Raw genomic sequence first — 25,664 nt, 5'->3', positions numbered from 1 at the left:
AACCGGCACTTCAATCGTTCAGCCGCAGCTCCATGCTGGCAAAGCGGCTGGAAGTAATGGTGTTGATGATGTCCTGCTGCATGTTCTGGTAGGCCGCGATATGCGCCAGCGACTCTTCAGGCGACTCCAGCGCCATATAGAGCGTGGACAGCGCCAGATGGATGCGTGCCGTCAGGTTTTGCGTGCCCATGGCCTCGGCCAGTTGCATGGCCCGCAGCAGTTCGTCCCGCGCAGCCTCCAGCAAGCCATCGGTGATGCTGCAATGGCCCAGCCACAGCAGATCGTTCGCCTCGCCCCACAGGTGGTTGTGCAGGCGGTTGATTTTCAGCGCCACGCGCAGGCTCATGCGCGCCTTGGCCACTTCGCCACGCGCAAACTGGATCTGGCCGATGATGCCGTAGATTTCTGCCTCGAATTCATAATGCTGGGCGGCACGCACCAGCGGCAGCGCCTGCTTGAGCGCATCCAGTGCATCGACAAAATGCCCCAGGTATTGCTGATCGACGGCGATATTGATCAAACTGGCAGCCATCAGCGTGACGTCGTCACAGTTTTCCGACAGCTCTGCCGCGCGCCTGTGGTGCGCCAGCGCGGCTTCGTATTGCTCGTTGGCAAACAGTACCTGGCCCAACCCGATATGCGCCTGCACCTGGTCAACCGCGCTGACCGTCTGGCGGGGCAATTCGATGCAGGCCAGCCAGCAATCGGTGGCGGCTTCGTAATCGGCCTGGGTGTAATGGCTACGCGCGATCAGTTGCAGCGCCATGCCGTGCTGGGTGCCGATGTCGATCTGGCTACCCAGATCCATCACCCGCAACAAGGTATCCAGTGCATCGGCATACTGGCCGAACAAAGCCATGGACTGGGCCGACAGGTTGAGCGCCTCGGCCTCGGCATAGCGATCACCATCCGCCACCGCCAGATCGCGCGCGCGCAGCGCGAGCGACAGCGCATCGGCAGTCTGGGAGTTCACCAGCTTGCGCGCGCGGTCGAGCAGATCTTGCAGTTCGGGACGAGCCATGGGTAGGGAGGGCGAGCCTGGACAGTGCTTGCGGGCTAGAAGCTTAGCACTTTGCCGCAGCAATCGCCGCGCCGGCACGCCAGACGTTGCGTGCTTGCCGCACCTGCGGCAGATCAGGCAGCTGCGAGCAGGATGCGGGCGCAGTCATCCGGAGTCAGCACACCGCCCTCGCCCAGCTGCAGCCGGTTGTGGCGGATCAGCTGCGTGCGCACGGCCTCGGCCACTTCGGCTGCGTCGAGCTTGTAGGCCGACAACCGCGTCGGCACATCCAGATGTTCGAAGAAGGACGCCGTAGCATTGATGGCACCGCTGGCCACCACCCGGTCGCCACCGCTCAGCGCCCACACGCGCCTGCCATACTGCGCCAGCTTGGCCGTCTTGTCGTTGAGGCGATAGCGCAACAGGCTGGGCAACACCAGCGCCAGGGTGCGCGCATGGTCGATACCATACAGCGCGGTCAGCTCGTGACCGATGGCATGCGTGGCCCAGTCGGTCACCTGCCCGGCGCCAACCAGACCGAACAGCGCCTGATTGGCCGACCACACCAGATTGGCACGTGCATCCGGGTTGGCCGGATCGGCCAGTGTCTTGGGGCCATTCTCGATCAGTGTGGACAGTATGCCCTCGGCCAGCCGGTCCTGCAGCGAGGCAGCATTGGGTACGGTCAGATACTGCTCGGTGGTGTGCACAAAGGCATCGACAATACCGTTGGCCACCTGCCGTGGCGGCAGGCTGCGCGTGACGGCCGGGTCGAGCACGGCAAAGCGCGGGAACACCAGCGGGCTCTTGAAAGACAGTTTGTCTTGCGTGCTGCGCCGCGTGATCACGGCAGCGGCATTGCTCTCCGAGCCGGTAGCCGGCAGGGTCAGCACCACGCCCAGCGGCACAGCCGTCTTGAGCGGGGTACGGTTGCCGATGATGAGCCAGGGATCAATGTCGGTATCGAGCGCCAGCGCGGCAGCAATGAACTTGCTGCCGTCGATGACCGAGCCGCCCCCCGCTGCCAGCACCCAGTCCACGTGCTCGGCACGCCCCAGCTCGACCGCCTTGCACAGCGTTTCAAACTCCGGATTGGATTCGATGCCACCGAACTCGATCACCGTGCGCCCGGCCAGCGCAGCCAGTATCTGGTCATACGCACCATTGGTGCGGATGCTGCCACCACCAAAGGTCAGCAAAACCTTGCTGCCGGCGGGGATTTCGTCGGCAATGCGCGCAATCTGGCCGGCACCGAAATGAATGCGGGTCGGGTTGTGCAGGGTGAAAGCGTGCATGTCTGGCTCACTCCGGGGTGGGGCTCGATTTTAAACAACGGCCCCGTGCGGAGCCTAGCGCTTCAACCTGGCCTCAAGTGCGCGCAATTGCGCAAACGTCGCTGGCCGTACGATGCGGTTGAAGACTTCCTGATAGCGACGATGATAGCGCTCTGCATCGGCCACGTCGCCTGCCAGCTGACTGGCCTGAGCCAGCAAGTGATTTGCTTGATACACCTCGTGCGCCGAACCCATGTCCTCGGCACGTGCCAGCGCACCGGCAAAACAGCGCCGCGCCTCGGCCAGATCGCCCTCGGCCATGGCCAGCCGGCCGCGCGTGATCTGTTGCGACACCTCGCCCCACACCCAGACGCGACGCAGCGCTTCCGCACCGGCCAGATACTCGTGCGCTGCGGCAAGCTGCCCCAGATCAAGCGCGATATGGCAGCGATAAACAAGGATTTCGCCCAGGTATTCCTGATTGCCCGCCTCGACCGACAGTGGCTCGGCCAGGCTCAGCGCGGCAAGTGCATCGTTGTAGCGATGCAGCTTGTAGTAATCGGCAGTCAGGTTGATGGCAACGCGTGCCCGCAAATCGACATGCAGCTCGTCAGTACATAAGGACTGCGCCTGCAAGTGATGGGCCAGCGCCATCTGGAAGGATTCGTGCGCAAAGTACACCTGGCCAAGACCGATGTGCGCGTGTATGCGCGTGGACAGTACAAAGCCGGCATTGTGCGTTTCGTCCAGGCAATCGCCCCAATAGGCAATCGCCTCGCCATACTCGCCCAGCGTGTAATAGATGCTGGCGATTTCCTGAATGATTTCGCCGCGTTCGAACTCGATGTCCTCCGCTTCGGCGATCTTGAGCGCATTGAGCATGGCCTGCTGGCCATCCGGTATGCGGCCGAACGCCAGCAACAGCGAACCGTAGCGACGCCAGGCACGGCTCGCCAGAACGGGGTCGGCAGAGGTGGCGGCCAGCCGGCTGGCCTCCTCGGCCAGGCTGAGTGCCCGATGCGGATCGAGGTAGGTCAACCGCTCGCTTTCTTCAATCAGGCCGCCTAGCGCTGAAGTATCCGGCATGGGGTTGCAAGCAGAGTGGTATTGAGAACGAATCGCCGCAGCCTACCCGCGCCCGGCAACGATTTCAAGCGCGGCATGCCCGGTGTAACCCTGTGCACAGCATGCACATCGCGCCTCAGTTGTCCCGCTGCCACCCGGCCAGATGCGCGGCCAGATAATCAAGAAAGCAGGCAATGCGCGCGGCCAGCGCGGTATTGCGGTAGTAGACGGCATGTACCGGCTGCCGCACATCCACGCGGTAATCGGCCAGCACCTCGTGCAGCAGCCCGCCAGCACGAGCATTGGCGGTCATGAAGTCAGCGAGGCAGACGATGCCCTCACCCGCCAGCGCCAGCGCCAGCAGCGCATCGCCGCTGGATGCCTGCAGCGAGGGCGCAATGGCATACCGCTCGCCGCCCGCGTGGCGCAGCGGCCACTGGTTGAGTGACTCGGGCAGGGTGAAACCCAGCAAGCTGTGCTGTGCCAGCGCCTCGACGCTGTGCGGCATGCCGTGGCGCGCCAGATAGGCCGGGCTGGCCAGCACGCGCAAGCGGTGACCGCCCAGCGGCCGTGCGTGCAAGGTGGAATCACTGAGCGGGCCAATGCGGATGGCCACATCGGTGCGCTGCTCCAGCAGATCGATGACGTGGTCGCTGCTGTGCAGTTCCAGCGCGATGTCGGGATAGGCGGCCCTGAAGCCGGCCACCATGGGCACGAGCACATGCAGCATGTACGGGGATGCCGCGTTGACGCGCAAGCGCCCGGCCGGCCGCGCGCGGCGCAGCGTCAGCTGTTCCTCCGCCTCGTCGACGGCGGCAAGAATGCGGCGCGCCTGCTGCAGAAACAGCCGGCCCTCCTCGGTCAGCTCCAGCCGGCGCGTGGTGCGCAGCAGCAGGCTGGCGCCGAGCTTTTCTTCCAGCCGCGCCAGCGCCCGGCTGACGCCCGAGACCGTCTGCTGCAACTGCCGTGCCGCAGCGGTGATCGAGCCGCAATCAATCACGGCCACCAGTGCCTGCAATTCATCCAGTGTCGTTTTCATTGTTGATTTTCAGTCAAATATCTTTTCAATTTACACCGGTTTTTCCGCAACAATAAAGCGGGGACACTGCGGGCTTTCCACCTGCAGGAGTGCGACATGCCACTTGCCTTGCTGGCGCTGACCATCAGCGCCTTTGCCATCGGGACGACGGAGTTCGTCATCGTCGGCCTCATTCCCACCATGGCAGCCGATCTGGGCGTCAGCGTGCCATCGGCCGGCCTGCTGGTCAGCCTGTATGCATTGGGCGTTGCCATCGGCGCACCATTGTTGACCGCGCTGACCGGCCGCATGCCACGCAAGGTGCTACTGATCGCGCTGATGGCGCTGTTCACCGCCGGCAACCTGCTGGCCTGGCTGGCCCCCGGCTATGGGCCGCTGGTGCTGGCCCGCGTGCTGACCGGGCTGGCACACGGTGTGTTCTTTTCCATCGGCTCGACCATCGCCACCGGCCTCGTCAGCCGCGACAAGGCGGCCAGCGCAATTGCCACCATGTTCTCCGGCCTGACCGTGGCACTGGTGACCGGTGTGCCACTGGGCACCTTCATCGGCCAGCATCTGGGCTGGCGCGCTACCTTTCTGGCCGTGGCCGCGCTGGGCGTGCTTGCCATGCTGGCCAGCCTGCTGTTCGTGCCGCGCCACCTGCCGCACGCACCGCCTGCACGCTTGCTGCAGCAACTGCAGGTATTGCGTCAGCCACGCCTGTTGCTGGTGTATGCCATGACGGCAATCGGTTACGGCGGCAGCTTCATCGCCTTCACCTTCCTCGCCCCCATCCTGCAACAACTGGCCGGTTTCAGCGCCAATGCGGTCGGGCTGGTGCTGCTGGTCTATGGCGTATCCGTTGCCATCGGCAATGTGTGGGGCGGCCGGCTGGCCGACCGGCGCGGGCCGATTGCCGCACTGCAACTGATTTTTGCCGGCCTCGCCGCCGTGCTGTTCACGCTGTCGCTGACCGCGCCCCACCCGTGGCTGGCCGTATTCACGGTACTGGCCTGGGGCGCCTTTGCCTTCGGCAACGTGCCCGGCCTGCAGGTGTACGTGGTGCAACAGGCGCAACGCCACGCGCCGCACGCGGTCGATGTGGCATCCGGGCTGAACATCGCGGCCTTCAATCTCGGCATTGCCTTCGGCGCATGGGCCGGCGGGCTGATCGTCGCGCAATTCGGGCTGATCCATACCGGCTGGACAGGCGGCGCCATCGTGCTGGGCGCACTGGCGCTGACCGGCTGGAGCGGCCGCCTCGACCGCCGCGCCGGCACGCAATACGTGGCAGAGCGCGGCATGGCCTGCGCCGGCGGCCACTGAACCTTGCCCTCATTCACAACCAGGAACCATCATCATGTCCATACCCGCTTTCGGCCTCGGCACTTTCCGCCTGCAGGGCCAGCAAGTCATCGACTCGGTGCGCACCGGCCTTGAACTGGGTTACCGCCATGTCGACACCGCGCAAATCTACGGCAATGAAGCCGAAGTGGGCGCCGCCATCGCGCAGAGTGGCGTGCCGCGCAGCGAGCTGTTCATTACCACCAAGGTGTGGATCGATCATCTGGCCACCGGCAAGCTGCTGCCCAGCCTGGACGAGAGCCTGAGCAAGCTGGGCATCGATCAGGTCGATCTGGCCCTGATCCACTGGCCCGCCACCGGCGACGCACCGGCCGTTGCAGACTATCTGCCGGACTTGCTGGCGGCAAAGCGACAAGGGCTGGCGCGGCAGATCGGCGTCTCCAACTTCACCATCGCACATCTGCAGCAAGCGATAGCCTGCATCGGCGCGGGCGAGATCGCCACCAACCAGGTCGAGCTGCACCCCTTCCTGCAGAACCGCCAGCTGGCGCAGTTTGCCGCCGGGCACGGCATCCACCTGACCGCCTACATGCCGCTGGCTTATGGCAAGGTGATGCAGGAGCCGTTGCTGCAGGACATCGCCCGGCAACATAACGCCACACCAGCACAGGTGGCGCTGGCCTGGCTGCTGCAACAGGGACATGCGGTGATTCCGTCCTCGACAAGGCGCGACAATCTGCACAGCAACCTGGCCGCGCAAACGCTGAAGTTGAGCAGCGCCGACATGCAGGCCATTGCCGGGCTGGACCGCAACGAGCGACTGGTGAATCCGGACTTTGCTCCCGCTTGGGACTGAGCGCCGCCCCACCAGGCAAAACGCCGACAATAGCCGGCGTTTTTCTTGCCTGGAACCCAGAGCACCTCATCTCCAAAGGACGCATTCGTGCCACTGACGAGCGAAGCGAGGCCCCCTCGCGGTGGCGAGGGTGGGGGTGTGGAATCAAGCAGGGAAGCGCCGCGCTACGTCCACCAAAACTGGCAAGAACCCGGCTTTGCCGGGTTCTTGATGCCTGTATACCCACAACGACCGCCTGAGGGATACAGCACAGGCGCTTACTGTTTTTGGAACACGCGCACGTAGTCCACATCCATTTCCTGCGGGAAGGTGGTGTTGCTGTCCGGGCTGCCCGGCCAGTTGCCGCCTACTGCCACATTCAGAATGATGTAGAAGTTCTTGTCGAACGGCGCCGGGTAAGCGCCACCGGTGGAATACCAGCTGGTCTGGGTCGAATACAGTGTGTTGTCGACATACCAGCGGATCTGGCCCGGCTCCCACTCCACCGCATAGACATGGTAGTTGTCGGCAATGCTGGTCGGCGGGGTGTAGGCCACGGTGGTGTGCTGATTGTTCGGCCACGATGCGCCGTAGTGGATCGAGCCATACACGGTGTTGCCACCGGCACCCTTGGTATTGATGGCCTCAAGGATGTCGATTTCGCCGCTGGCTGCCCAGCCGCCATAGACGCTGTCTTGCGGCATCATCCAGAACGCCGGCCACAAGCCTTGGCCATACGGCAGTTTCAGGCGGGCTTCCATGCGGCCGAAGGTCCAGCTGGCCTTGCTGTGCAGGCGTGCCGAGGTATAGTTGCGCGTGCCGTCGTTGCCGGTGTACTGCTCCTTGAGCGCCTTGATGGCCAACGCGCCGTTCTGCACCGACGCGTTCTGGCTACGATTGGTGTAGTACTGCAGCTCGTTGTTGCCGCCGCCGCTGCCATTCACTTCGAACTCCCACTTGGAGGTATCGAGGCTGCCGTTGTTGAACTCGTCGTTCCACACCAGCTTGTAGCCGGCCGGCACCGGGATACCGGCCGGGGTCGGCGTCACGACCGGTACCGGAGTGGGTGTAGGCGGAACCGGCGTCGGCGTGGCCGGCTTGGGGGTAGCGGTCGGCACCGGGGTGGCCGGCGTGCTGCCGCCGCAGGCACCGATATCGGTCCACGGCTGGCCGTCGCCGGTACTGCTCGGCGGTACATTGCCCTGGGTCCACCACTTGGCGCTGTAGTTGCGGCCGGCATAGCTGACCTGCGCGCCGCCGTTGTAGGCGGTACTGCTGTTCCAGGCGGCGTAGCAACCGGCACCGGACGGTGCCGGGGTCGATGTGGGCGTAGCAGGCGGCTTGGTCGGCACCGGCGTGCTGGCCGGCGGGGTAGTCGGCTTGGGTGTGGCCGTCGGCGCCGGGGTCGGTGCTACGCCACAGCTACCGCCGGCTTGCCACAGGCTGCCGGTGCTGGCCGGATTCCAGTTGGCGCCGGCATAGGCGGTATGCGTGACCAGCGCGGTATAGGTCGCGCCCTGGTAGGTGACGGTATCACCCGCGTTATAGGTATTGCCTTCGGCCCATTCGCCACGGCAGGCGGCTTGTGCGCTGACGGCATAGGCTGCCATCAGGGCGACCGGGATCAACCCGGCCACGGTCAGTCTGTTCATGTCCACTCACTCCATATCGTTATTGCTGTTGCCAGCTTGTAGGTACTGCCCTCGAGGTACTGCACGGGCGGCTGGCTAGGCTGCCCGTTTGAAACAACTGCTCGCCGCTGATCGCAGCCCGATCAATAGCGGATGTTCGGAAAATCGCGTTTGGCCTGCTGGTATTGCGTTTCCCAGTCGGCCGGCCAGCCAAAGGCCGTGGCGGCCTGTGCCTTCAGGTCGGTGCCGGCTGCGCCGCTCATGAAGTGGATGTACTCGCCCCAGTTCATGTTGCGCGTGTAGTCGCGGCCGTTATTGGGGAAGTACTGCCCCACCAGCTGGAAGTAGCGGTTCATTACCTGCGCGTGGCCGTGATCGCGCCATAGCGGGTAGAACCAGTCGCGGAACCAGTTGGTGCCGGCACGCGGGAAGCTGTCGCTGTCGTTCGTCCAGCGGTTGTAGACATCGCTGGCCTGCGCACTCATGCCCAGCGCCACATAGGCGTCGTAGATGTAGAACTCCATCCACTTGCTGTCGCCCCACAGCGGGAAGGCCGGCGAGCCATGCTTGCCACTGGCGATGCTTTCGACCACGTGGCCGGTTTCGTGCGTGACCACCTCGTACTGCGGGTTGATCCAGTTGCTGCCGCCCACATCGCTGACGTTGTGATAGTCGTGCGAGGCATCGTAGACAGTGGACGGATGGCCACCGTAGTACTTGGCTTCATGGTGCAGCGAGTACATGCGGTCGGTGGTCAAGGTGGCCGGGCCATAGGTCTGCTGTGCGTACTGCCACATCTTCGTCAGGTAAGGCAGCATCCACTTGCCGGCATCGCGGTTCACGTCGTCGTCGAAATACAGTGCGACGGTGTCGTTGTAGGCAATCAGCTTCATGTTCTGCTGGTGTTCGAACCAGTGCTCCTGCCAGCTCAGCGCCGGTGCGGCAAACTTCGGCACCGGCTGGACCAGCGGCTTGCAGCTGCCGCCGGCCTGCCACAGCGTGGCCGTGCTGCCCGGGTTCCAGTCCACGCCGGGCGCCAGCGTATGCGGCACCAGCGCGGTGTAGGTCTTGCCTTGATAGGCGACGACATCGCCGGCCGCATAGGTCTGGCTCTGCAGCCAGCTTGCACATGCCGGCGCCGGGGTTGGCGTTACCGTCGGGCGTGGCGTAGCAGTCGGGATGGGCGTGGGAGCTGGCGTGGCACTCGGTCGCGGGGTCGCTGTAGGCATAGGCGTGGCCGTCGGCAGGGCAGTGCCACAGCTACCGGCATCGTTCCAGGGCCGGCCTTCAGCCGTGTTGCTGGCCGGGATGTCGCCCTGCGTCCACCAGCGCGCCACGTAGTTGCGGCCGGCATAGCTTACCTGCGCGCCTCCGTTGTAGGCCTTGCTGCTGTCCCATGCTGCGTAGCAGCCACCGGCCGGCGCAGCGGTGGGCTGGGGGCTGGGCAATGCCGTCGGGATCGGGGTCGGTTGTGGTGTAACAGCGTTGCTACTCGTCCCCAGATCGCGCCACAAGCTGGCACTATTGGGGTTCCAGCCGGTGGCTGCGTAGTCGGTCTGGCTGACCAGCGCCTGGTAATCGTGCCCGTTGTAAGACACGATGCTTCCGGCGGCATAATAGACGTCGGCCTGCCAGACCGGCCAAGCGGCATGAGCCAACGGAACGGTCAGCACCAGCAGGGCAGCGACCAGGGGTAAGGGCTTGAACATGGGCAATGCAGACTCCATCCAGTCAGGGTCAGGCCTCCACTTGCCGCCGTGCAGTAACGGAAAAATGGAAGCGCTTTCAAATTTTTACGCAGTTTTTACTGCAACACCGCAATCGACATGAACAGAAAATGGCAGTCGAATGCTAAAATAGCCAGAACAAATAAGCAGTTAGCTGCAATAAAGTGGCACGATAGCAAACGTGCCCATTCATGACAACGCTTTCAAGATGATCAGTCCATGCAAGCAAAAATAAGTACGCTGGAGCAAGTGGCCCGAGAGGCCGGCGTTTCGCCCAGCACCGTATCGCGCATCCTGAACGGCACCGCTGCGGTCAAGGACAGCAAGCGCGAGGCCGTGGAGCGCGCAATCAACAAATTGAACTACCAGCCGAACCGGGTGGCGCAGGCACTGGCCAGCGGCCGTTCGATGACCATAGGGGTGCTGACGCAGAACATTGCCAGCCCTTTCTATGGCGAATGCCTGGAGGGCGTAGAAAAAGGGCTGGCCGGCACCGGCTACACCCCCATCTTTGCCAACGGCCACTGGGACGCCAAGGAAGAAGCCCACCGTATCGCACTGCTGGCCAGCCGGCAGGTGGACGGTCTGATCGTGCTGACCGGCGGCATGCTGGATGAAGCACTGGTGCACCAGGCCGCGCGCATTCCCGTCGTCGTGACTGGCCGCCAGCTCGATGCCGCCAATGTCTACAGCTTCTGGCTGGACGACCGCGCCGCCGCGCGCGAGGCCACCGCCTATCTGATCAGCCTGGGCCACCACCAGATTGCACACATTTGCGGCGCCCCCGGCCACCCGGACAGTGAGGAGCGGCAAGCAGGCTACAAGGACGCACTGGCGGCGGCCGGCATCGCCATCGACCCGCGCCTGATCGTGCAGGGCGAGTACAGCGAGGTGAGCGGCGTGGTTGCGGTCAGCCAGCTCTTGAGCGACCGCATACCGTTCACCGCCATTTTTGCCGCCAACGACCAGATGGCGCTGGGTGCACGACTGGGACTCTACCAGCGCGGCATCCGCGTGCCGGAGGACGTATCGCTGGTCGGCTTCGACGACCTGCCCTACAGCAGCTACATGGCCCCGCCGCTGACCACGGTGCGCCAGCCTGCCTTCGAGATCGGCATGGCGGCAGCACAAACGCTGGTCAGCGTGCTGAGCGGGCAAACGCCGCAACGGCCCGATCTGCGGCTGGAATTGATCACGCGCGACTCCACTCGTCGGTTGCGCTGACGCATAAGGTCTTTACTGGCTTCTCTCCCCCGGAACGACACGTTATCTTGCCAGTCGGGCATGCACGCATGCCCGGTCGGACATGCCGCACGGCCCAATGCCGGCGGCCCCTACAAGAAAACGGTCTGAAGGCCGTGGGGAGACAAGCATGAATACGCAACACCGCCTGCGGCCGGTGCTGGCCGCGTGCACCTTTTTTCTGCTCTCGGCCGTACACGCCGGGCAGGTACTGACGGTTGCCGTTTTTCCCAAGCTGGATGAAGCCGTCAAGCTTGCATTGCCGGCGTGGCAGAAGCTGCACCCCGACGTGCGCATCAATCTGGCCACGCTGGGCTATGCCGATCATCACAACCGACTGGTCACCCAGCTGGCCGGCAAAAGCGGCGTGCCTGACCTGGTCGGCATCGAGGCCAATTACCTCGGCCGCTTCAAAGCCGCCGGGGTGCTGACCGACCTCACCGCCCCGCCCTACTTGGCCGCGCGCCTGCGGCCGCTATTCGTCCACTACGCCTTCGAGCAGGCGACCACCGGCAAGGCCATCTATGCACTGCCCGCCGACATCGGCCCCGGCACACTGTTCTACCGCAAGGACGTGCTCGACCGCGCCGGCCTGCGCGAGGCCGACCTGACCACCTCGTGGGAGGGCATGCTGGCCGCCGGACGCAAGCTGAAAGCGGCCACTGGCCAGTATCTGCTGGCCAATGCACACGACATGAAGAACCTGTATCTGCGCGCCAATACTGCCGAAGGCGAGGGCATTTACTTCGACCACAATGGCCGCCCCGCCGTTACCAGTGCGCGCTTCATCAAGGCATTCGAGCTGGCACGCACGGTGCGCAAGGAAGGGCTGGATGCGCGCGTCACGCCGTGGACCAACGAATGGACCGCCATGCTGCGCAGCGGCAAGGTGGCGACGGTGCCGAGTGGCTCGTGGTTTGCCGGCCAGCTAGAGAGCTGGGCGGCCCCCAACACCGGCGGCCAGTGGCGTGCTGCGCCGCTGCCGGCACAACGCAACGCGGCGTGGGGGGGCTCGTTCTATGCCATTCCGGCGCAAGCGGCAAACAAGCAACTGGCGTGGGAATTCATGCAACTGCTCAGCGCCGACAGCAAGATACAGCTTGCCGCCTGGCAGGCGCCGGCACTGCAGGCCTTTCCTGCGCTGAACAGCGCAATGCAGGATGCCTATGTCGATGCCCCCATGCCCTTCTTCGGCGGCCAGCCGGCGCGCAAACTGTGGCGCAATGCAGCGCAGGCCACACCGGCAACACGACTGGACCGCAACGACCCGTTGGCCGAAGAACAGGTGAATGCCGCACTGGACGCGGTGCTGTTCAACGACAAGGACATTCGCGCAGCACTGGCTGATGCGCAAAAGCAGATCGAGCTGCGCTTGCGGCAATGAGCGGCACCCGCTGGGCGCCCTATCTGTTTGCGGCGCCATTCTTCGTGCTGTTTCTGCTGTTCGTGGCGGTGCCGTTCGCGGGTTCATTGTGGCTGGCCTTCCAGCATGGCGATGCGGTCGCCGGGCTGGCCGGGCTGCGGCCGGCCGGCTGGCAGAACTTCCGGTTCGCCTGGCATGACCCGCTGTTCTGGGCCTCGCTCGCCAACACGCTGGTGCTCACCCTGCTGGCCGGCATCCCGCAGCACGTACTGGCACTGGCGCTGGCCTGGGCCATTTATACCCGGCTGGGCCGCTTGAGCGGGCTGGCCGGCTTTGTCTGCATGCTGCCCTATGTCACCTCGTCGATTGCCATCGCGCTGGTATTCATGACGCTGTTTTCCAACGAATTCGGCCTGCTCAACCAGATGCTCGCCCGGCTGGGGCTGGGCACGGTGGACTGGCTGCATGATGCGCACTGGATCAAGTTCTCGATCGCACTGCTGGTGATCTGGCGCTACACCGGCTGGAACACCGTGCTGTACCTGACCGCGTTGCAAAACCTGCCGCCGCACCTGCTCGACGCCGCTACGCTGGATGGCGCCACCGGCTGGCGGCGCTTCCGCAGCGTGGTACTGCCGCAATTGCGCCCCATGCTGTTGCTGGGTGGCACGCTCACCTTGATTGGTGGCTGCCAGTTGTTCGATGAAGCCTTCATCCTCGCCCCCGATGGCGGCACCACCCAATCGGCACTGACTACCTCGCTCTACATCTACCGGCTGGCCTTCATCAATGGCGACATGGGCAGCGCCGCCGCCATGGCATGGCTGCTGCTGGTCAGCACCGTCACGCTGATCGTGGCCCTCAATCTGCTGGGCAAGGAACGCGCATGGCCGGGCAGGCACTGAACGGCCCGCGCTGGCAGCACTGGCTGGCGCGGCTGTGGCTGGTCGCCGCCGGCATGCTGATGCTGCTGCCGTTCTGGTATCTGCTGGTCTTTGCCAGCCACGACAGCGCCAGCATCTTCAATCTGCCACCGCCCATGCTGCCCGGCCGGCAGTTTGCCAACAACATCGCCACGCTGTCGGCCACGCCGTTCTGGTCTGCGCTGGGCAACAGCCTCTATGTCACCTGCGTGGGCACCGTGCTCAGCCTGGCCGTTTCCGCGCTCACCGGCTTTGCGCTGGCGGTCTACCGCTTTGCCGGGCAACGCATGCTGGTTGCGCTGGCGCTGCTGGCCATGCTGCTACCGCCGTTCATGACCGTGCTGCCCTATTTTTTCTGGGTGAACCAGCTGGGCTGGGTGGATCAGTTCCGCGCGGCCTACATGCCGGCAGCGGTCAGCGGCATGGGCGTGTTGCTGATGCGTCAGCATATCGCCCAGGGCATACCGCAAGCCCTGCTCGACGCCGCGCGCATCGACGGTTGCAATGAATGGCAGCTGTTTGTCCGAATCGCGCTGCCATTATGCAAACCCGCGCTTGCCACGCTGGCGGTCATCTGTTTCATCGCCACATGGAACAGCTTTCTGCTGCCACTGGTGGTACTGCCCTCGCCCGAGCACTACACGGTGCACGTTGCCTTGCGTGCCATGCAAGGTGCATCAGGCGGGGACTGGGGTGGCGTGATGGCCGGTGCCCTGCTGGCCATCGTACCGACACTGATCGTACTGGCACTGGCCACCCGCCAGTGGCGCAGTGTGCTGGCCGGTAACGGCATGCACGAACACTGATCCCGCGCTGTATCGCACAAGCCACAACAGCCCCGCCGTTTGTCATTTTCCATCACCGACTATCCAGACCGCTTGACAGAAAAACTGAAAGCGCTTTCAATTGCCGGCAAACCAAAACGACCCGCCCAAGCGGGATGGAGAGAGCAATGAACAACTGGATACGAATGGCCGCCCGGCTATTCGCGCTGGGCCTTGCACTATTGGCCATGCGCGCAATGGCGGCGGATTACAGCAATGGTGTGGATGTCAGCGGCAACAGCGCGGTCATCTGGTTCAAGTCCAACGTCAGCACCAGCTGGGTGGACGTGCACTACACCGTCAACGGTGGCGCACAGCAAAACCTGCGCACCAGCTACAACGGCAGCAGCGCCCGCTACGAGCAGAAGGTCGATGTCGCCACCGGCAACGCGCTGCGCTACGCCTTCACCTACAACAACGGCACCCCGGCCTACGATACGCCGTGGTTCAGCGTAACCATCGGTGCTGCGCCAACTGCAGCACCGACCGCTGCGCCCACCAGTACGCCGACACCCAAGCCGACCACGGCCCCCACCAGCACGCCAACCCCGACTGCCAAGCCGGCCGCAACGCCGACCCCGGTCAGCACCGGCGCGGGCTGCTATCCGGCCTGGAACAGCAGCACCGCCTATAACGGCGGCGCACAGGTGAGCTACGCCAGCCGCAACTACGTGGCCAAGTGGTGGACGCAGGGCGAAGTGCCTCCGCAAAGCTTGGGCGACGGCAAGCCTTGGAATGACGTCGGTGCATGCGGCGGCAGCCAGCCGACAGCGGCCCCGACGGCAACCCCGATCCCGACCAAGGCCCCGACCGCAGTCCCGGCCACACCGACGCCGACACCGCGTCCGACCACGGCACCGACCGCCGTGCCGACAGCGACCCCGACACCGGTTACCAACATCCCGACCGGCAATGGCGCCATGACCATCCAGCTGCTGAACGGTACCAAGGGTGCGTTTGCCGACAGCCAGGTGTACTGGGCCATCATCGGCTACGACCCGGCCAACGGCCAGCTGGTCTACGTCAACAGCGCCGGCAACCTGGTGCCTGCCACCGTGGCCGACAATGATGGTGCCAACCATCTGAGCAAGAACGGCCAGAACTACAGCAACTATTTCCAGAAGCTGAGCAGCACCAGCTGGGTATCGCTGCCGCGCATCACTTCGGGTCGCATGTTCATCAGCCTGGGTTCGCCGCTGTACATCAAGATCAACACCACCGGCGACGGCCGCACCGGCTTTGCCGGCCCCGATCTGGGCAACCCGACCGACCCGAACCAGGACGTGTACTTCGAATGGGTGGAATTCACCGTTGACCAGTACGGTTATCACGGCAACTCGACCCGCGTGGACCAGTTCGGCTTCCCCATCCTGACCCGTCTGATCGGCAACGATGGCTACGACAAGACCGTGGGCGAAACCGAAAGCCGCGCCGCGCTGTTCGCCGCCTACCAGAACGACGTCCCCGCGGAGTTCAAGACGCTGGTGAAGGCACCGTACCGCATCGTGGCTCCGGCCAAGGGTGCATTTGGCCCGGCCGGCAGCTACGCCAGCTACTTCGACAACTACGTGAACCAGATCTGGAGCTACTACGCCAGCCACGAGCTGACCTTCACGGCCGAAGCCGGCACCTTCAGCGGCCACGTCGTCGGCAACGACTTCGTGTTCAACAAGAATGGCGGCGCCTACAACCTCTACATCCACGGCAAGCCGACCACACTGGCCATCCTGGAAGGCTCGGGCAACCTCGCCAGCGGTTCGTCGGACGAATTGGTGGTGCAGGCGCAGATCACCGCCGCATTCAACCGCCACCTGATCCAGACCGTGGATCAGGCCAACTGGAGCAACGCCGCCTACTACTACCTGCAGGCGCCGGCCAACTACTACGCAAAGTTCTGGCACGACCACAGCATCAACGGTCTGTCCTACGGCTTCTGCTATGACGACGTCCGCAACCACAGCAGCCTGCTGGAAGTTGGCAACCCCAAGGCGCTGGTCGTCACCGCGGGCTGGTAACAGGCAACACGAAGCAAGATTTTTTCCCTTGGCTTGGCTTAGGCGACAGCTTGTCTGTCGCCTTTTTTTTGCCCGCGCGCCAGCCGGGGTCGTGATTATGCCGCCAGCAGCTATGCTTGTAAGGAAAGGCGTCGATTGCGCGCCCGGACCATCACCATGCTGCGTGCCTGCTGTATTGCCACCCTGCTGCATCTGTTGCCCGCGCCCGCGCTGGCCGAGGTGGTGCGGCTGGTCACCGGCAACTATCCGCCTTACGAATACGAGGCAAACGGGCAGGTGCAAGGGGTTGCGGTCGAGCTGATCCGCAGCGCCTATGCCCGCAGCAACTGGCAGGTGGATATCCAGGTCGTGCCCTGGGCACGGGCTTTGCGCGACGTGCAAAATGGGGACGCCGACGGCGTGTTCGCAACGGCACGCACGCAGGAACGCGATGCGCAGTTTTTCTTTTCACGCGAGAGCATCATTCCCTTCACCACCACGCTGTTCGTGCACATCGACAACGGCTGGCGTTTTGACGGCGATCTGCTCAGCCTGGCCGACCTGCGCATCGGCCTGCTCAATCAGGCCAGCAACGGCCCCGCCTTCAACCTGCTCATGGCCCAGGGCAAGCTGCACAATGCAGAAATGGCCAACGATACGTTGACCAATGTGCGCAAGCTGTTGAGCTGGCGCATCGACGTGATGGTGGCCAACCGCTACAACGCCATTTACGTGATGAAGCAGAACAACCTCTATGGCCAGGTGCTGCCGCTCAAGCCGGATATCGACACCAGCCCGACCTATCTGGCCTTCAGCCGCAAGCGTGACCTCAGCCGGGCGCAATCGGTGTTCGACGCCGGCATTGCCGCCATGAAAAAAGACGGCAGCTACCAGCAGATTCTGGAACGCTACGGCTTCTGATACCGGTATGCGCCGGCGGCCCCTGCCCCGCAGACGGTCACTTGATCCCGGCGCAACAGACCAAAATGAAAGCGTTGCGTCAGCCTGTATTTGCTGGACAATGGCCGGACACCTCTTGCCGAAACTGCCATGCCCCGTCTGCTCGATTTACTGCCCCTGTTCTTTGTGCTGCTGCTGGTCAGCCCGCTCATGCGCTTTGTGCTGCTGGTGTACCAGTTCCTGCTGGTCGAGGAATATCCCGCGCACATCACCCCGGGTGAAGATCGCACGCTGCCCGCGCACGAGCAGGCGGCCGTGGACGAACTGCTGGCACTGGGCTTTGCGCCGGTTCGCCCACTGCATATCCACATCGGCCCGATGCTGCGCCACGGCGTGCTGCTGCGACATCGCGACGAAGCAGCCTGGGCCCTGCTGACCTTTGCGCCCTCGCTCGGCACCGGCTACCCGGTGTTGTTTTTCAGCGTGACCGACGAGGACACATTGCTGCTGACCTGCAACCGCATGTCGCAATATGGCTTGGTGCGCTTGCCAGCGACCCTCTCGGGAGACGCGTGGGCGGATGACCTGCCCTCGCACTGGCAAGACCACCTGACGCGTGCACGCCAGCACGGCTTGCAAACGCTGGATGAAGCGCAGGCCCATGCGCGCATCTGCCAGTTCCAGCAGTCCACCTTTCCGGCCTTGCAGGCCAGCGGGAATGTGGTGCAGCGTGGCGGGGGCTGGTTCTATCCGTGGCGCACAGCCTTGCGGCTGACCCGCCAGGTGATGCGCAAGTACGCGCTGATGCAACGCCCCTACCAAAGCGCCAGCACCGAGGGGAGCGCAGCAGCAGCAGCCTATTACGCCTTCTGTGCCGCCGAACACACCCGCTACCTGCAGCTGCGCCGCAAGCGCCCCTGGCTGCAAGAGCTGCTGCTGCTCGGCACCGCATTGCTGGGCCTGCTGGGCTGGGGCTGGCTGATCAGCTGGCAGCAAGCGGTGCTGCTGCTGATCATCCTGCTGGTGCATGAATCAGGCCACGCCATCGCCATGCGGCTGTTTGGCTACCGCGATGTGAAAATGTTCGTCGTGCCCTTCGTCGGCGCCGTCGTCACCGGCCGCCCCAGCGCAATACCGGCATGGAAGCAGGCCATCGCCTATCTGGCCGGCCCCCTGCCGGGCTTGCTGGCTGGTTTCGGCATGCTGTTCTGGCTGGGTAGCCAGCCACCGGCCGACTGGCACCAGCACGCCCAGCTGGCGGCAATCATGGCGGTGGTGATCAATCTGTTCAACCTGCTGCCAGTCATCCCGCTCGACGGTGGGCGATTGCTGGAGCTGGCCTTGTTCCAGCGCTGGCCCACAGCGAGGCTGCTGTTCACCCTGCTGAGCATTGCCGCAACGGCATGGCTGGCCTCGCAACTGTCATCGCCCGGCTTGTGGATCATCCCGGCCGTACTGGTACTCGGCCTGCGCCACCAGTGGCAGACACTCAAGCTCCATCACGTACCCGACCCGGGCGGTAGCGAACAGGAACGCCTGGCCCCGCTGTTCGAGCGCGCAATGGCGCTGAAACCGGGCAAATCCTATCTGGCACTAAGCCCGCTGGTGCGCGGCATATTCGTCAGCCGTGCGGTGCAAGCCCCGCGCTGGTGGGAAAGCGTAGCCATCTTGCTAACCCTGGCTGCGCCGCTGGCGTTTGCCGGCTGGCTGGCAATGGACCTGGGGTGGATAGGCCACAAAGCACCTGCCATGACGGAGCCAACAGACCAGCGCAGCAATGCTCAGACCGCTTTTGATGTCGTCTTCAACAACGACATTGATGATGAAGCCGCGGCCAAGGTACGTCAGAGCAAACTGCTGGACATTGCCAGCCGCCTGCCAGCCAGCGACCCGCGTCATGTCGATCTGGCATGGGATCAGGCATTGCGGCTAGACGACAGTGACAAGGCACAAGACGCCATCATTGCAGCCGGCAAGGATGGCAATCTGCTCAACATCGACCAGATGATCGATTCGCAGCTGAACAAGCTGCTCTGGACGCTCGCCGACCGAACCGCTGCCGAGCGTGCCAGCGCCCTGGCTGGTGCAATCGCTCACTATCGGCAATTGGCGCCTGCCCACGGCAACGCCTTGATCAGCGCCACCATACGTCAGGCTGAAGCAACAGATGATGCAGGCCACGCACAAGAGGCACTCGCGATCCTGAACAGCCTGGCGGTGACAGGCAACATGAACGACAGCACACAGAACCTGCAGCAGCAGATCACCGCTGCACGGGGCTGGTATTTGCTTAGCCATCAACAATACAAGGCAGCGCTCGGCATCTTTACCGCCCCTCACCCTCAATCATCCGAAACCGAATTCAACTGGCCGAGGCAGCAGCAACAGCTCAACCATGCCTGGGCCCTGTTGCTTGGCGGCGACAAGGCTGGCGGGCTGGCAGCAATGCGGGATGCCGCGGTTTTCCACAAGCCGGACACACGCTGGAGTGCCCGCCTGCTGGGTATGGGCAACACGCCTGCCGTGCTGATGGTTGAACCGGGTGAACTGGTCTATGCCTTGCTGGTCAACGGCAAGCGGGATGAGGCAGCCAAACTGTTCGGAAACAGTCGCAGCATGTGCTCCAACCATGACCATGACGAGCCAGTGGCAGCTACCGAACCTTGGCAGCGCGTACGCGTTGAAGCAATGCGCAACGCGTTGGCATCACTGTGTGCAGGCTCGGTCCGTTTTGAATGAACCCGGCAGCCGGGCCTGCCTCAAGCCTTGAACGTCAGCAGTGGCCGCAGCCGAGCCACCGGGCGGATCAGTCCCGCCTGCTCCTGTGCGTCGATCACCGGGCCGATGGGTTTGTAGGCCTGTGGCGCTTCTTCGATGCGACGCTCCTCGCGCAGAGTTACACAGCGCCAGCTGCCATCCGACTCCGGCTGGCGCATGCGCCTCACGTCTTGCCGCCGCATGCGTCGACCAGCACCATGACTGCATGACCAGAGCCAGTCTGATTGACCAAGGCCAAGCGCGAGATAGGAAGCATCGCCCATAGAGCCGGGTATCAGCGCCAGATCACCGTCATGCGCTGGCGTAGCGCCCTTGCGGTGCACATTCCAGCCGTGCTCCTGCAGCACCACGTTGTGCGGGACATCGACCACCAGCCGCGATGCGGTCACACCTGCGACCGCCGCCAGCGCCTGGCGCACCAACTCCGCCAGTACCAGGCGATTGGCCCATGCATAGCGAGCAGCCGTACCCATGGCAGTCAGGTATTCCTGCGCCAGCGCTCCAGCCAGCCCGTACAATCCGCTGTCCGGGTGCTTGAGGCCAGCCGGCCACGCTGCGCGGGCACGATCCATCCAGCGCTGGCCGACGTAAAACCCCAAATCGCGCGAACCGCTATGAATCATCAGCACCACATCGTCGGCGCGCAGCCCGGCTGCGTAAGCAGCATGCCGATCGAGCACGGCATCGACGCACTGGAACTCGACAAAGTGATTACCGCCCCCCGGCGTACCAAGGCAAGGATCACGAATCACCTCGCGCGCACCGACCAGCGCATCCGGCGCGCAGCGGCTGCCTGCCTGAAATGAATCCAGACCAATACAGGCTCCCAGTTCGTCGGCCAGCCGTTGTGCATCCACCTGTGACCAAAGGCCACCAGCATGCAGGCTGTCGATGAATGCCAGCGGGCCATCGTCGAACAAGGCACGGTAGGACTGCGTGTGCAAGGGCACATCGCGACCGTTTTGCAGCAAGGTTCGGGTGAGATACGCCTGCAATTGCGGTTCGATCTGCCGAAAGGCAGCAAGGGTCAGACCCGTGGTGATCAAACGCATGCCGCAATTGATATCGGTACCGATGCTGGCCGGGATGACGAAATCGCTGGCTGTTGCCACAACCGTGCCCACCGGCACCACGCTGCCGGGGTGAAAATCCGGCGTGGCGCAGGCTTTGCACACAGCATGAGCGCCGTCTGCTGAACGCACGGCAGCAAAGTCGAGCAGTTGTTTTACTGCTTTCTGCTCCAGCGGCAACGTGGCTGGTAGCAGTACGCTGGCACTGGCGTCGGCACGGCTGAGCCGATACACCCCATGCGTATAGTCCACATGGACACCCTGGCGGGCCAAGGATTTGGATAAGCGGGAAAAATGGGCAGACATCTGCTGAATTCCAAAGACATGAGCTAGCACTCGCCGTTTTGGGCGAGTGGCATGCCTTCGATCAGCAGCGAATCGGAAGGGAATCTGCAGTCTAGTCAGCGGTGCAGCGCGCGACAAGCGACACGCCACTGACTGCGGCCAGTTTGCAACATTGCCGCGCGGGGTTCGCGCGGCAGGGCGACGCTAGATGTGGTCGGCCACCTCGATCCGGTCCCGCCCGTTCTGCTTGGCCGCATACAGTTGCCGGTCTACCGCCTGGATGAAATCGGTTGGGGAGAGGCCATCGTGTGGCACGACGGTGCCGACGCCGATGCTGGCGGTGACGCTGCGGCCATTGGGCGACTTCACGTGGGCGATGTCCTGCCGTTCGATCAGGCGCCGGCAGCGGTTGGCGACCGCCAGCGCGCCGGCGGCGTCGGTTTCCGGCAGCATCAGGACGAATTCCTCGCCGCCGTAGCGTGCAGCCAGATCGCGCGGGCCGGCCAGCGCCAGATTGAGCGTCTGCGCCACAGCGGTCAGGCAGGCATCGCCCTGGATATGGCCGTAAAGGTCGTTGTACTGTTTGAAGAAATCGATATCGAGCAGGATCAGCGACAGCGGCTGGCCGCTGCTGCGCGCGCTTTCCCACTCGGTGCTCAGGCTGGCGTCAAAGCGGCGGCGGTTGGCGATGCCGGTCAGCCCGTCCTTGAACGACAGCGCCTCCAGCTCGCGCTGCAGGCTGAGCAGTTTTTCCTCGGTCTTCTTGCGCTCGCTGATGTCGAACATGAAGCCTACCAGCGCATCGACTTCGCCGTTTTCCTTGCGTACCACGTGCACCACGTCGCGTATCCACACATAGCCGTTGTCGCGTGTCAGCGCGCGGTAGTCGGCCTCGTGGTCCACGCCGGCCTTGGATTGCGAGATGCAGAAGTTGACCACGTAATCGCGGTCGTCCGGGTGGATGCGCGCAGCCCAGTCCTCGGCGCTGATCCAGCTATCCTGACGCCAGCCCAGCAAAGGTTCGATCTGCGGGCCGATGTAGGCAAAACGCATGGTGGCCCAGTCGATTTTCCACGGAATCGCCTTGGTCGACTCCAGCAGCGTCTTGTAAACGTCGCTGCCCAGTTCGCCAACATCGGACATATCGGACATGCCATCCCTCCCGGATGAATGATGATGTGGATTCAGAACCGCTGACAAAACCCAGTGCAACGGTGCTGGCAAGGCGCGCGAAACGCAGGCAGTACAAGTCGTACGACAAGTGAGCGCAACGCGGCCAGCAGGGTTTTGTCAGTGGTTCTCAGCCTACGGTGACGGGCTTGCCGTGCGTCGTCGGCAGGGCATTCCAGTACCAGTAGAAAAAGCCGTTGTCGTTCTGCAGCAAAGTCTGCGTGACGATGCTGTTCTGGCGGATATCGCCCCAACAGGCGCGCGCCGAGTTGCGGTTGTTGTGCAAGTCGATGCATTCCAGCTGGGCCGAGGCCGGTTTGGGCGGAATATACAACGCGCTGCCACGCGGCACCCACAAATCAGCCAGACGGATGACACCCAGCTTGGGCCAATAGCGCGCCACCGACGTCACCAGGGGCTGGGTCGGGTCGGTTGAGGCAAACACATGCGGAAAATTGTGGTGCTCCAGATCAGTACACACCACGCTCAGCAAGCTGCGGCCGGTGTCCTGATACGGCGACCAGTGCCCGGCAAACACGCCATACTCATATTCGATCTGCTGCAGCTCGACCACCGGGCTGCTCAGCATCACCGCCTGCCCCGGCTCCACCAGCGTAATGCCGAAGGCAGCCGCCACATCGCGCGTGGCCCACAGCGGGGCAAACGCCACCTCGCTGGCGGCAAAACCCAACTGGGTTTCCACGCCATACGGCGGCGTCTGCTTCACCCCCATCACATCGGCCACGATGTATTCATTGCCCATGGCCATGGCAGGGTTGGTCACCGCCGGCACCAGCGGCGTGATGCCGGTCGGCAGCTCGCTCAGGTAGGTTGGCACGCCGCCATCGTTATAAAAAAACGGCGTCTTGACGGTATCTACCGCTGTTTCACGGATTTCTTTGATGAATACAGGGGTCTCGAAAATCATTTCCGACATGGGCAAGGCACTCCTTCAACTCAGCAGCTGGACTGAACTCCATTTAAGCATAAGAAAATGCTGAGATGATGAAACGCCCGTGCCACGCCCGCTCGACTGAGGCGGACAAAGCCCGCCTGGCAGGGGGGCGCGAACGCGACGGTTTTCCGGCAGCAAGCCCCGCCCCGACAAGCCGAGCGGCAAATGCCAGCGCCGGCGCGTGCCCGACGCGATGAAGGCTGGCCAATCCCGGGGCCTGTGCAGACCTTCTGCGGCAGCTTGTTACTTGCATCTTGATAGCATATAGTTACTTTCATTTTGAAAGTTACATCCAAGACCAGCCGATGAAACGCACCGACCTCAGTACCTGGGCCTGCCCCATCGCTCGCAGCCTCAACCGCGTGGGTGAATGGTGGAGCATCCTCATCCTGCGCGATGCCATGTCCGGCTTGACGCGCTTTGACGAATTTGAAGTCAGCCTGGGGATTGCACCCAACATGCTTACCCGCAGGCTGAGCGATCTGGTTGGCGCCGGCCTGCTTGAGCGCGTGCAGTACAGCAGCAAGCCGCCCCGCCATGAATACATGCTGACCGAGCTGGGCTGGTCCTTCCGGCCGATCCTGCTGGCCTTCGTCGAATGGGGTAGCGAACAACTATCGCCCGAGGGGCGTGCCATCCAGTTGATCGACCAGGCCTCGGGCCGCCCGGCCCGGATAGGTCTGGTTGATCTGGAAACGGGCCAGTTGATCACGCGCGAGAGCCATTCCATCGTCCCCGGCCCGGCGGCCGACCAGCAAATCCGGCAGCGCTTTGCCGGCAGGCAATCCGCGCCAGCGGGGAATGAATAGCGACAACCGCCCCCGCTGCGGCAAGGGCGCGTCGAAATGTCGCGCCTTCCGGCAGGCAATACCCGGGTAGTACGCCCTTTATCAGCTACGCAAGGAATGAGATGAAGCGAATTGTCATCACCGGCATGGGCATCGTGTCCCCGCTGGGTTGTGGTGTCGAACACGTGTGGCAGCGGTTGCTTCGCGGTGATTCCGGCCTGGTCACTCTCCCTGCGGACATGGTGGAAGGCATTGCCGCCACCGTGGCCGGCCTGGTGCCGGATTACGCGGAAGACTGCCCGGCCGGCTTCGACCCGCTGTCTGCCGCAAGTGCCAAAGATCAGAAAAAGATGGATCGTTTCATCCTGTTCGCGCTTGCCGCCGCCCAGGAAGCCTTGCAGCAAGCGCAATGGTCACCACAACACGAGGCGCAGCGCGCCAGGACTGCAACCATCATTGCCTCGGGCATCGGCGGTTTTGGCGCAATAGCGGATGCGGTGCGCACCACCGCAAGCAAGGGTCCTCGCCGCCTCTCCCCATTCACCATTCCCAGCTTCCTGGCCAATATGGCGGCGGGCAGCATTGCCATACAGCATGGCTTCACCGGGCCCCTGGGCGCACCTGTTACCGCTTGTGCCGCCGGCGTACAGGCCATCGGCGATGCGGCGCGCCTGATTCGCGCCGGCGAGGCCGACATCGCGCTCTGCGGTGGTGCCGAGGCCTGCATTGATCGGGTCAGTGTGGGCGCCTTCGCCGCCGCCAAGGCCCTGTCCACCCACTTTGGAGAACACCCCACGCAGGCATCGCGCCCGTTCGATCAGGCGCGGGATGGCTTTGTCATCGGCGAGGGTGCCGGCCTCTTGGTCATCGAAGCACTCGACCATGCGCTCGCCCGTGGTGCCAGACCCATCGCCGAGCTGGTCGGCTATGGCACCAGCTCGGATGCCTATCACATGACCTCGACACCGGCCGACGGCAACGGCGCACGCCGGGCGATGCAACTGGCCATTCAGCAAGCCGGTATCAGCCCAGACGCCATACAGCACCTGAACGCCCACGCCACCTCTACCCAACTGGGCGACAGCAGCGAATTGAACGCCATCAAGACCGTATTCGGCCCGGACAACGGCCCTGCGGTGTCTGCGACAAAGTCATCAACAGGCCATCTGCTTGGCGCCGCAGGCGGGATAGAGGCCATTTTTACCACGCTGGCCATCCGCGACCAGATAGCCCCTGCCACGCTCAATCTGGACACCCCGGATGAAATGGCCGCCGGCGTTCATATCGTGCGCAAGACCCCACTGCGCATGGACATTGAATATGCCATTTCCAACGGATTCGGATTTGGTGGCGTCAATGCGAGCATCTTGCTCCGTCGATTTGTCTGAACCGGACACAAGCAGGCTGCCCGGCACACGACCATGCCGGCCAGTCCCGGGCGAGGCAAGGCGGCCCATGCATCATGCCAGCCTGCCGGCCTAGGGCCTGTTAACACTTATTTCGCGCTTGCGCTGGGC

The 25,664-nt window shown here is 63.6% G+C and carries 20 protein-coding genes; 11 read left to right on the top strand and 9 right to left on the bottom strand.

Annotated features, from left to right (window positions below; translation table 11 throughout):
* Nucleotides 1–10: 10 nt before the first annotated feature.
* The 4 genes from B9A19_RS02690 to B9A19_RS02675 form a co-directional block, all read right to left on the bottom strand.
* The gene (locus B9A19_RS02690) at nt 11–1,021 is read right to left on the bottom strand and encodes a tetratricopeptide repeat protein (protein ID WP_084089000.1); all 1,011 of its coding nucleotides are present in this window, start codon (nt 1,019–1,021) and stop codon (nt 11–13) included.
* 113 nt (nt 1,022–1,134) lie between these two features.
* Nucleotides 1,135–2,295: an iron-containing alcohol dehydrogenase gene (locus B9A19_RS02685; RefSeq protein ID WP_084088999.1), complete on the bottom strand. Its 1,161-nt coding sequence runs from the start codon at nt 2,293–2,295 to the stop codon at nt 1,135–1,137.
* A 54-nt stretch (nt 2,296–2,349) separates the two neighbouring features.
* The gene (locus tag B9A19_RS02680; protein WP_084088998.1) at nt 2,350–3,360 is read right to left on the bottom strand and encodes a tetratricopeptide repeat protein; all 1,011 of its coding nucleotides are present in this window, start codon (nt 3,358–3,360) and stop codon (nt 2,350–2,352) included.
* 115 nt (nt 3,361–3,475) lie between these two features.
* Entirely contained in the window at nt 3,476–4,378 is a 903-nt protein-coding gene (locus tag B9A19_RS02675) for a LysR family transcriptional regulator (protein ID WP_084088997.1), read from the bottom strand.
* A 96-nt stretch (nt 4,379–4,474) separates the two neighbouring features.
* Between B9A19_RS02675 and B9A19_RS02670 the strand changes: the two genes are divergently transcribed.
* Both B9A19_RS02670 and dkgB read left to right on the top strand, forming a co-directional pair.
* The gene (locus B9A19_RS02670; protein ID WP_084088996.1) at nt 4,475–5,683 is read left to right on the top strand and encodes an MFS transporter; all 1,209 of its coding nucleotides are present in this window, start codon (nt 4,475–4,477) and stop codon (nt 5,681–5,683) included.
* A 34-nt stretch (nt 5,684–5,717) separates the two neighbouring features.
* The gene (gene dkgB, locus B9A19_RS02665) at nt 5,718–6,518 is read left to right on the top strand and encodes a 2,5-didehydrogluconate reductase DkgB (protein WP_084088995.1); all 801 of its coding nucleotides are present in this window, start codon (nt 5,718–5,720) and stop codon (nt 6,516–6,518) included.
* Between the two features lie 257 nt (nt 6,519–6,775).
* On the opposite strand, the gene B9A19_RS22420 is transcribed toward dkgB, so the two are convergent.
* Both B9A19_RS22420 and B9A19_RS23230 read right to left on the bottom strand, forming a co-directional pair.
* Entirely contained in the window at nt 6,776–8,149 is a 1,374-nt protein-coding gene (locus B9A19_RS22420) for a carbohydrate-binding protein (RefSeq protein ID WP_084088994.1), read from the bottom strand.
* Between the two features lie 122 nt (nt 8,150–8,271).
* Nucleotides 8,272–9,837, bottom strand: coding sequence for a carbohydrate-binding protein (locus B9A19_RS23230; RefSeq protein ID WP_176216742.1), 1,566 nt, complete (start codon nt 9,835–9,837; stop codon nt 8,272–8,274).
* A gap of 237 nt (nt 9,838–10,074) precedes the next feature.
* Here B9A19_RS23230 and B9A19_RS02650 point away from each other — a divergent pair, with 237 nt between their 5' ends.
* The 7 genes from B9A19_RS02650 (at nt 10,075) to B9A19_RS02620 (ending at nt 19,840) form a co-directional block, all read left to right on the top strand.
* Nucleotides 10,075–11,079 carry a LacI family DNA-binding transcriptional regulator gene (locus B9A19_RS02650; RefSeq protein WP_084088992.1) on the top strand — a complete coding sequence of 335 codons (1,005 nt, stop codon included), beginning with the start codon at nt 10,075–10,077 and terminating at the stop codon, nt 11,077–11,079.
* Between the two features lie 148 nt (nt 11,080–11,227).
* Nucleotides 11,228–12,481 (top strand): extracellular solute-binding protein, encoded by a 1,254-nt coding sequence (locus tag B9A19_RS02645; protein WP_084088991.1) that lies wholly within the window; start codon nt 11,228–11,230, stop codon nt 12,479–12,481.
* Nucleotides 12,478–13,365: a carbohydrate ABC transporter permease gene (locus B9A19_RS02640; RefSeq protein ID WP_084088990.1), complete on the top strand. Its 888-nt coding sequence runs from the start codon at nt 12,478–12,480 to the stop codon at nt 13,363–13,365. The genes B9A19_RS02645 and B9A19_RS02640 overlap by 4 nt, the downstream gene beginning before the upstream one ends.
* The gene (locus tag B9A19_RS02635; protein WP_176216741.1) at nt 13,347–14,189 is read left to right on the top strand and encodes a carbohydrate ABC transporter permease; all 843 of its coding nucleotides are present in this window, start codon (nt 13,347–13,349) and stop codon (nt 14,187–14,189) included. Before B9A19_RS02640 ends, B9A19_RS02635 begins: the two co-directional genes overlap by 19 nt.
* 146 nt (nt 14,190–14,335) lie before the next feature.
* Nucleotides 14,336–16,222, top strand: a complete 1,887-nt coding sequence (locus tag B9A19_RS23225) for a beta-1,3-glucanase family protein (RefSeq protein ID WP_139798615.1) — start codon at nt 14,336–14,338, stop codon at nt 16,220–16,222.
* A gap of 135 nt (nt 16,223–16,357) precedes the next feature.
* On the top strand, nt 16,358–17,122 hold the full coding sequence (locus B9A19_RS02625; protein ID WP_139798614.1) for a substrate-binding periplasmic protein: 765 nt from the start codon (nt 16,358–16,360) through the stop codon (nt 17,120–17,122).
* A 129-nt stretch (nt 17,123–17,251) separates the two neighbouring features.
* Entirely contained in the window at nt 17,252–19,840 is a 2,589-nt protein-coding gene (locus B9A19_RS02620; RefSeq protein WP_139798613.1) for a site-2 protease family protein, read from the top strand.
* A 20-nt stretch (nt 19,841–19,860) separates the two neighbouring features.
* Here B9A19_RS02620 and B9A19_RS02615 read toward each other — a convergent pair whose 3' ends face one another.
* The 3 genes from B9A19_RS02615 to B9A19_RS02605 all read right to left on the bottom strand — a co-directional run bounded on the left by B9A19_RS02615 (nt 19,861) and on the right by B9A19_RS02605 (nt 23,341).
* Entirely contained in the window at nt 19,861–21,201 is a 1,341-nt protein-coding gene (locus B9A19_RS02615; protein WP_245804244.1) for an RtcB family protein, read from the bottom strand.
* 237 nt (nt 21,202–21,438) lie between these two features.
* Nucleotides 21,439–22,386 carry a GGDEF domain-containing protein gene (locus tag B9A19_RS02610; protein ID WP_217806963.1) on the bottom strand — a complete coding sequence of 316 codons (948 nt, stop codon included), beginning with the start codon at nt 22,384–22,386 and terminating at the stop codon, nt 21,439–21,441.
* 148 nt (nt 22,387–22,534) lie between these two features.
* Nucleotides 22,535–23,341 carry a hypothetical protein gene (locus tag B9A19_RS02605; RefSeq protein WP_084088984.1) on the bottom strand — a complete coding sequence of 269 codons (807 nt, stop codon included), beginning with the start codon at nt 23,339–23,341 and terminating at the stop codon, nt 22,535–22,537.
* Nucleotides 23,342–23,664: 323 nt separating this feature from the next.
* Between B9A19_RS02605 and B9A19_RS02600 the strand changes: the two genes are divergently transcribed.
* Entirely contained in the window at nt 23,665–24,168 is a 504-nt protein-coding gene (locus B9A19_RS02600) for a winged helix-turn-helix transcriptional regulator (RefSeq protein ID WP_084088983.1), read from the top strand.
* 101 nt (nt 24,169–24,269) lie between these two features.
* The gene (gene fabF, locus B9A19_RS02595) at nt 24,270–25,535 is read left to right on the top strand and encodes a beta-ketoacyl-ACP synthase II (protein WP_084088982.1); all 1,266 of its coding nucleotides are present in this window, start codon (nt 24,270–24,272) and stop codon (nt 25,533–25,535) included.
* Nucleotides 25,536–25,664 lie beyond the last annotated feature (129 nt).

Origin of the sequence: Andreprevotia lacus DSM 23236 (assembly GCF_900176275.1) — a bacterium.
GTDB lineage: Bacteria > Pseudomonadota > Gammaproteobacteria > Burkholderiales > Chitinibacteraceae > Andreprevotia > Andreprevotia lacus.
Note: the sequence above shows the minus strand (reverse complement) of the source record. Positions and strands in the feature narration are given on the sequence as shown.

Bases quoted from the DNA above. Each gene is read 5' to 3' on its own strand.
- B9A19_RS02690 (WP_084089000.1), bottom strand. From the start codon at position 1,021: ATGGCTCGTCCCGAACTGCAAGATCTGCTCGACCGCGCGCGCAAGCTG.
- B9A19_RS02685 (WP_084088999.1), bottom strand. From the start codon at position 2,295: ATGCACGCTTTCACCCTGCACAACCCGACCCGCATTCATTTCGGTGCC.
- B9A19_RS02680 (WP_084088998.1), bottom strand. From the start codon at position 3,360: ATGCCGGATACTTCAGCGCTAGGCGGCCTGATTGAAGAAAGCGAGCGG.
- B9A19_RS02675 (WP_084088997.1), bottom strand. From the start codon at position 4,378: ATGAAAACGACACTGGATGAATTGCAGGCACTGGTGGCCGTGATTGAT.
- B9A19_RS02670 (WP_084088996.1), top strand. From the start codon at position 4,475: ATGCCACTTGCCTTGCTGGCGCTGACCATCAGCGCCTTTGCCATCGGG.
- dkgB (WP_084088995.1), top strand. From the start codon at position 5,718: ATGTCCATACCCGCTTTCGGCCTCGGCACTTTCCGCCTGCAGGGCCAG.
- B9A19_RS22420 (WP_084088994.1), bottom strand. From the start codon at position 8,149: ATGAACAGACTGACCGTGGCCGGGTTGATCCCGGTCGCCCTGATGGCA.
- B9A19_RS23230 (WP_176216742.1), bottom strand. From the start codon at position 9,837: ATGTTCAAGCCCTTACCCCTGGTCGCTGCCCTGCTGGTGCTGACCGTT.
- B9A19_RS02650 (WP_084088992.1), top strand. From the start codon at position 10,075: ATGCAAGCAAAAATAAGTACGCTGGAGCAAGTGGCCCGAGAGGCCGGC.
- B9A19_RS02645 (WP_084088991.1), top strand. From the start codon at position 11,228: ATGAATACGCAACACCGCCTGCGGCCGGTGCTGGCCGCGTGCACCTTT.
- B9A19_RS02640 (WP_084088990.1), top strand. From the start codon at position 12,478: ATGAGCGGCACCCGCTGGGCGCCCTATCTGTTTGCGGCGCCATTCTTC.
- B9A19_RS02635 (WP_176216741.1), top strand. From the start codon at position 13,347: ATGGCCGGGCAGGCACTGAACGGCCCGCGCTGGCAGCACTGGCTGGCG.
- B9A19_RS23225 (WP_139798615.1), top strand. From the start codon at position 14,336: ATGAACAACTGGATACGAATGGCCGCCCGGCTATTCGCGCTGGGCCTT.
- B9A19_RS02620 (WP_139798613.1), top strand. From the start codon at position 17,252: ATGCCCCGTCTGCTCGATTTACTGCCCCTGTTCTTTGTGCTGCTGCTG.
- B9A19_RS02610 (WP_217806963.1), bottom strand. From the start codon at position 22,386: ATGTCCGATATGTCCGATGTTGGCGAACTGGGCAGCGACGTTTACAAG.
- B9A19_RS02605 (WP_084088984.1), bottom strand. From the start codon at position 23,341: ATGTCGGAAATGATTTTCGAGACCCCTGTATTCATCAAAGAAATCCGT.
- B9A19_RS02600 (WP_084088983.1), top strand. From the start codon at position 23,665: ATGAAACGCACCGACCTCAGTACCTGGGCCTGCCCCATCGCTCGCAGC.
- fabF (WP_084088982.1), top strand. From the start codon at position 24,270: ATGAAGCGAATTGTCATCACCGGCATGGGCATCGTGTCCCCGCTGGGT.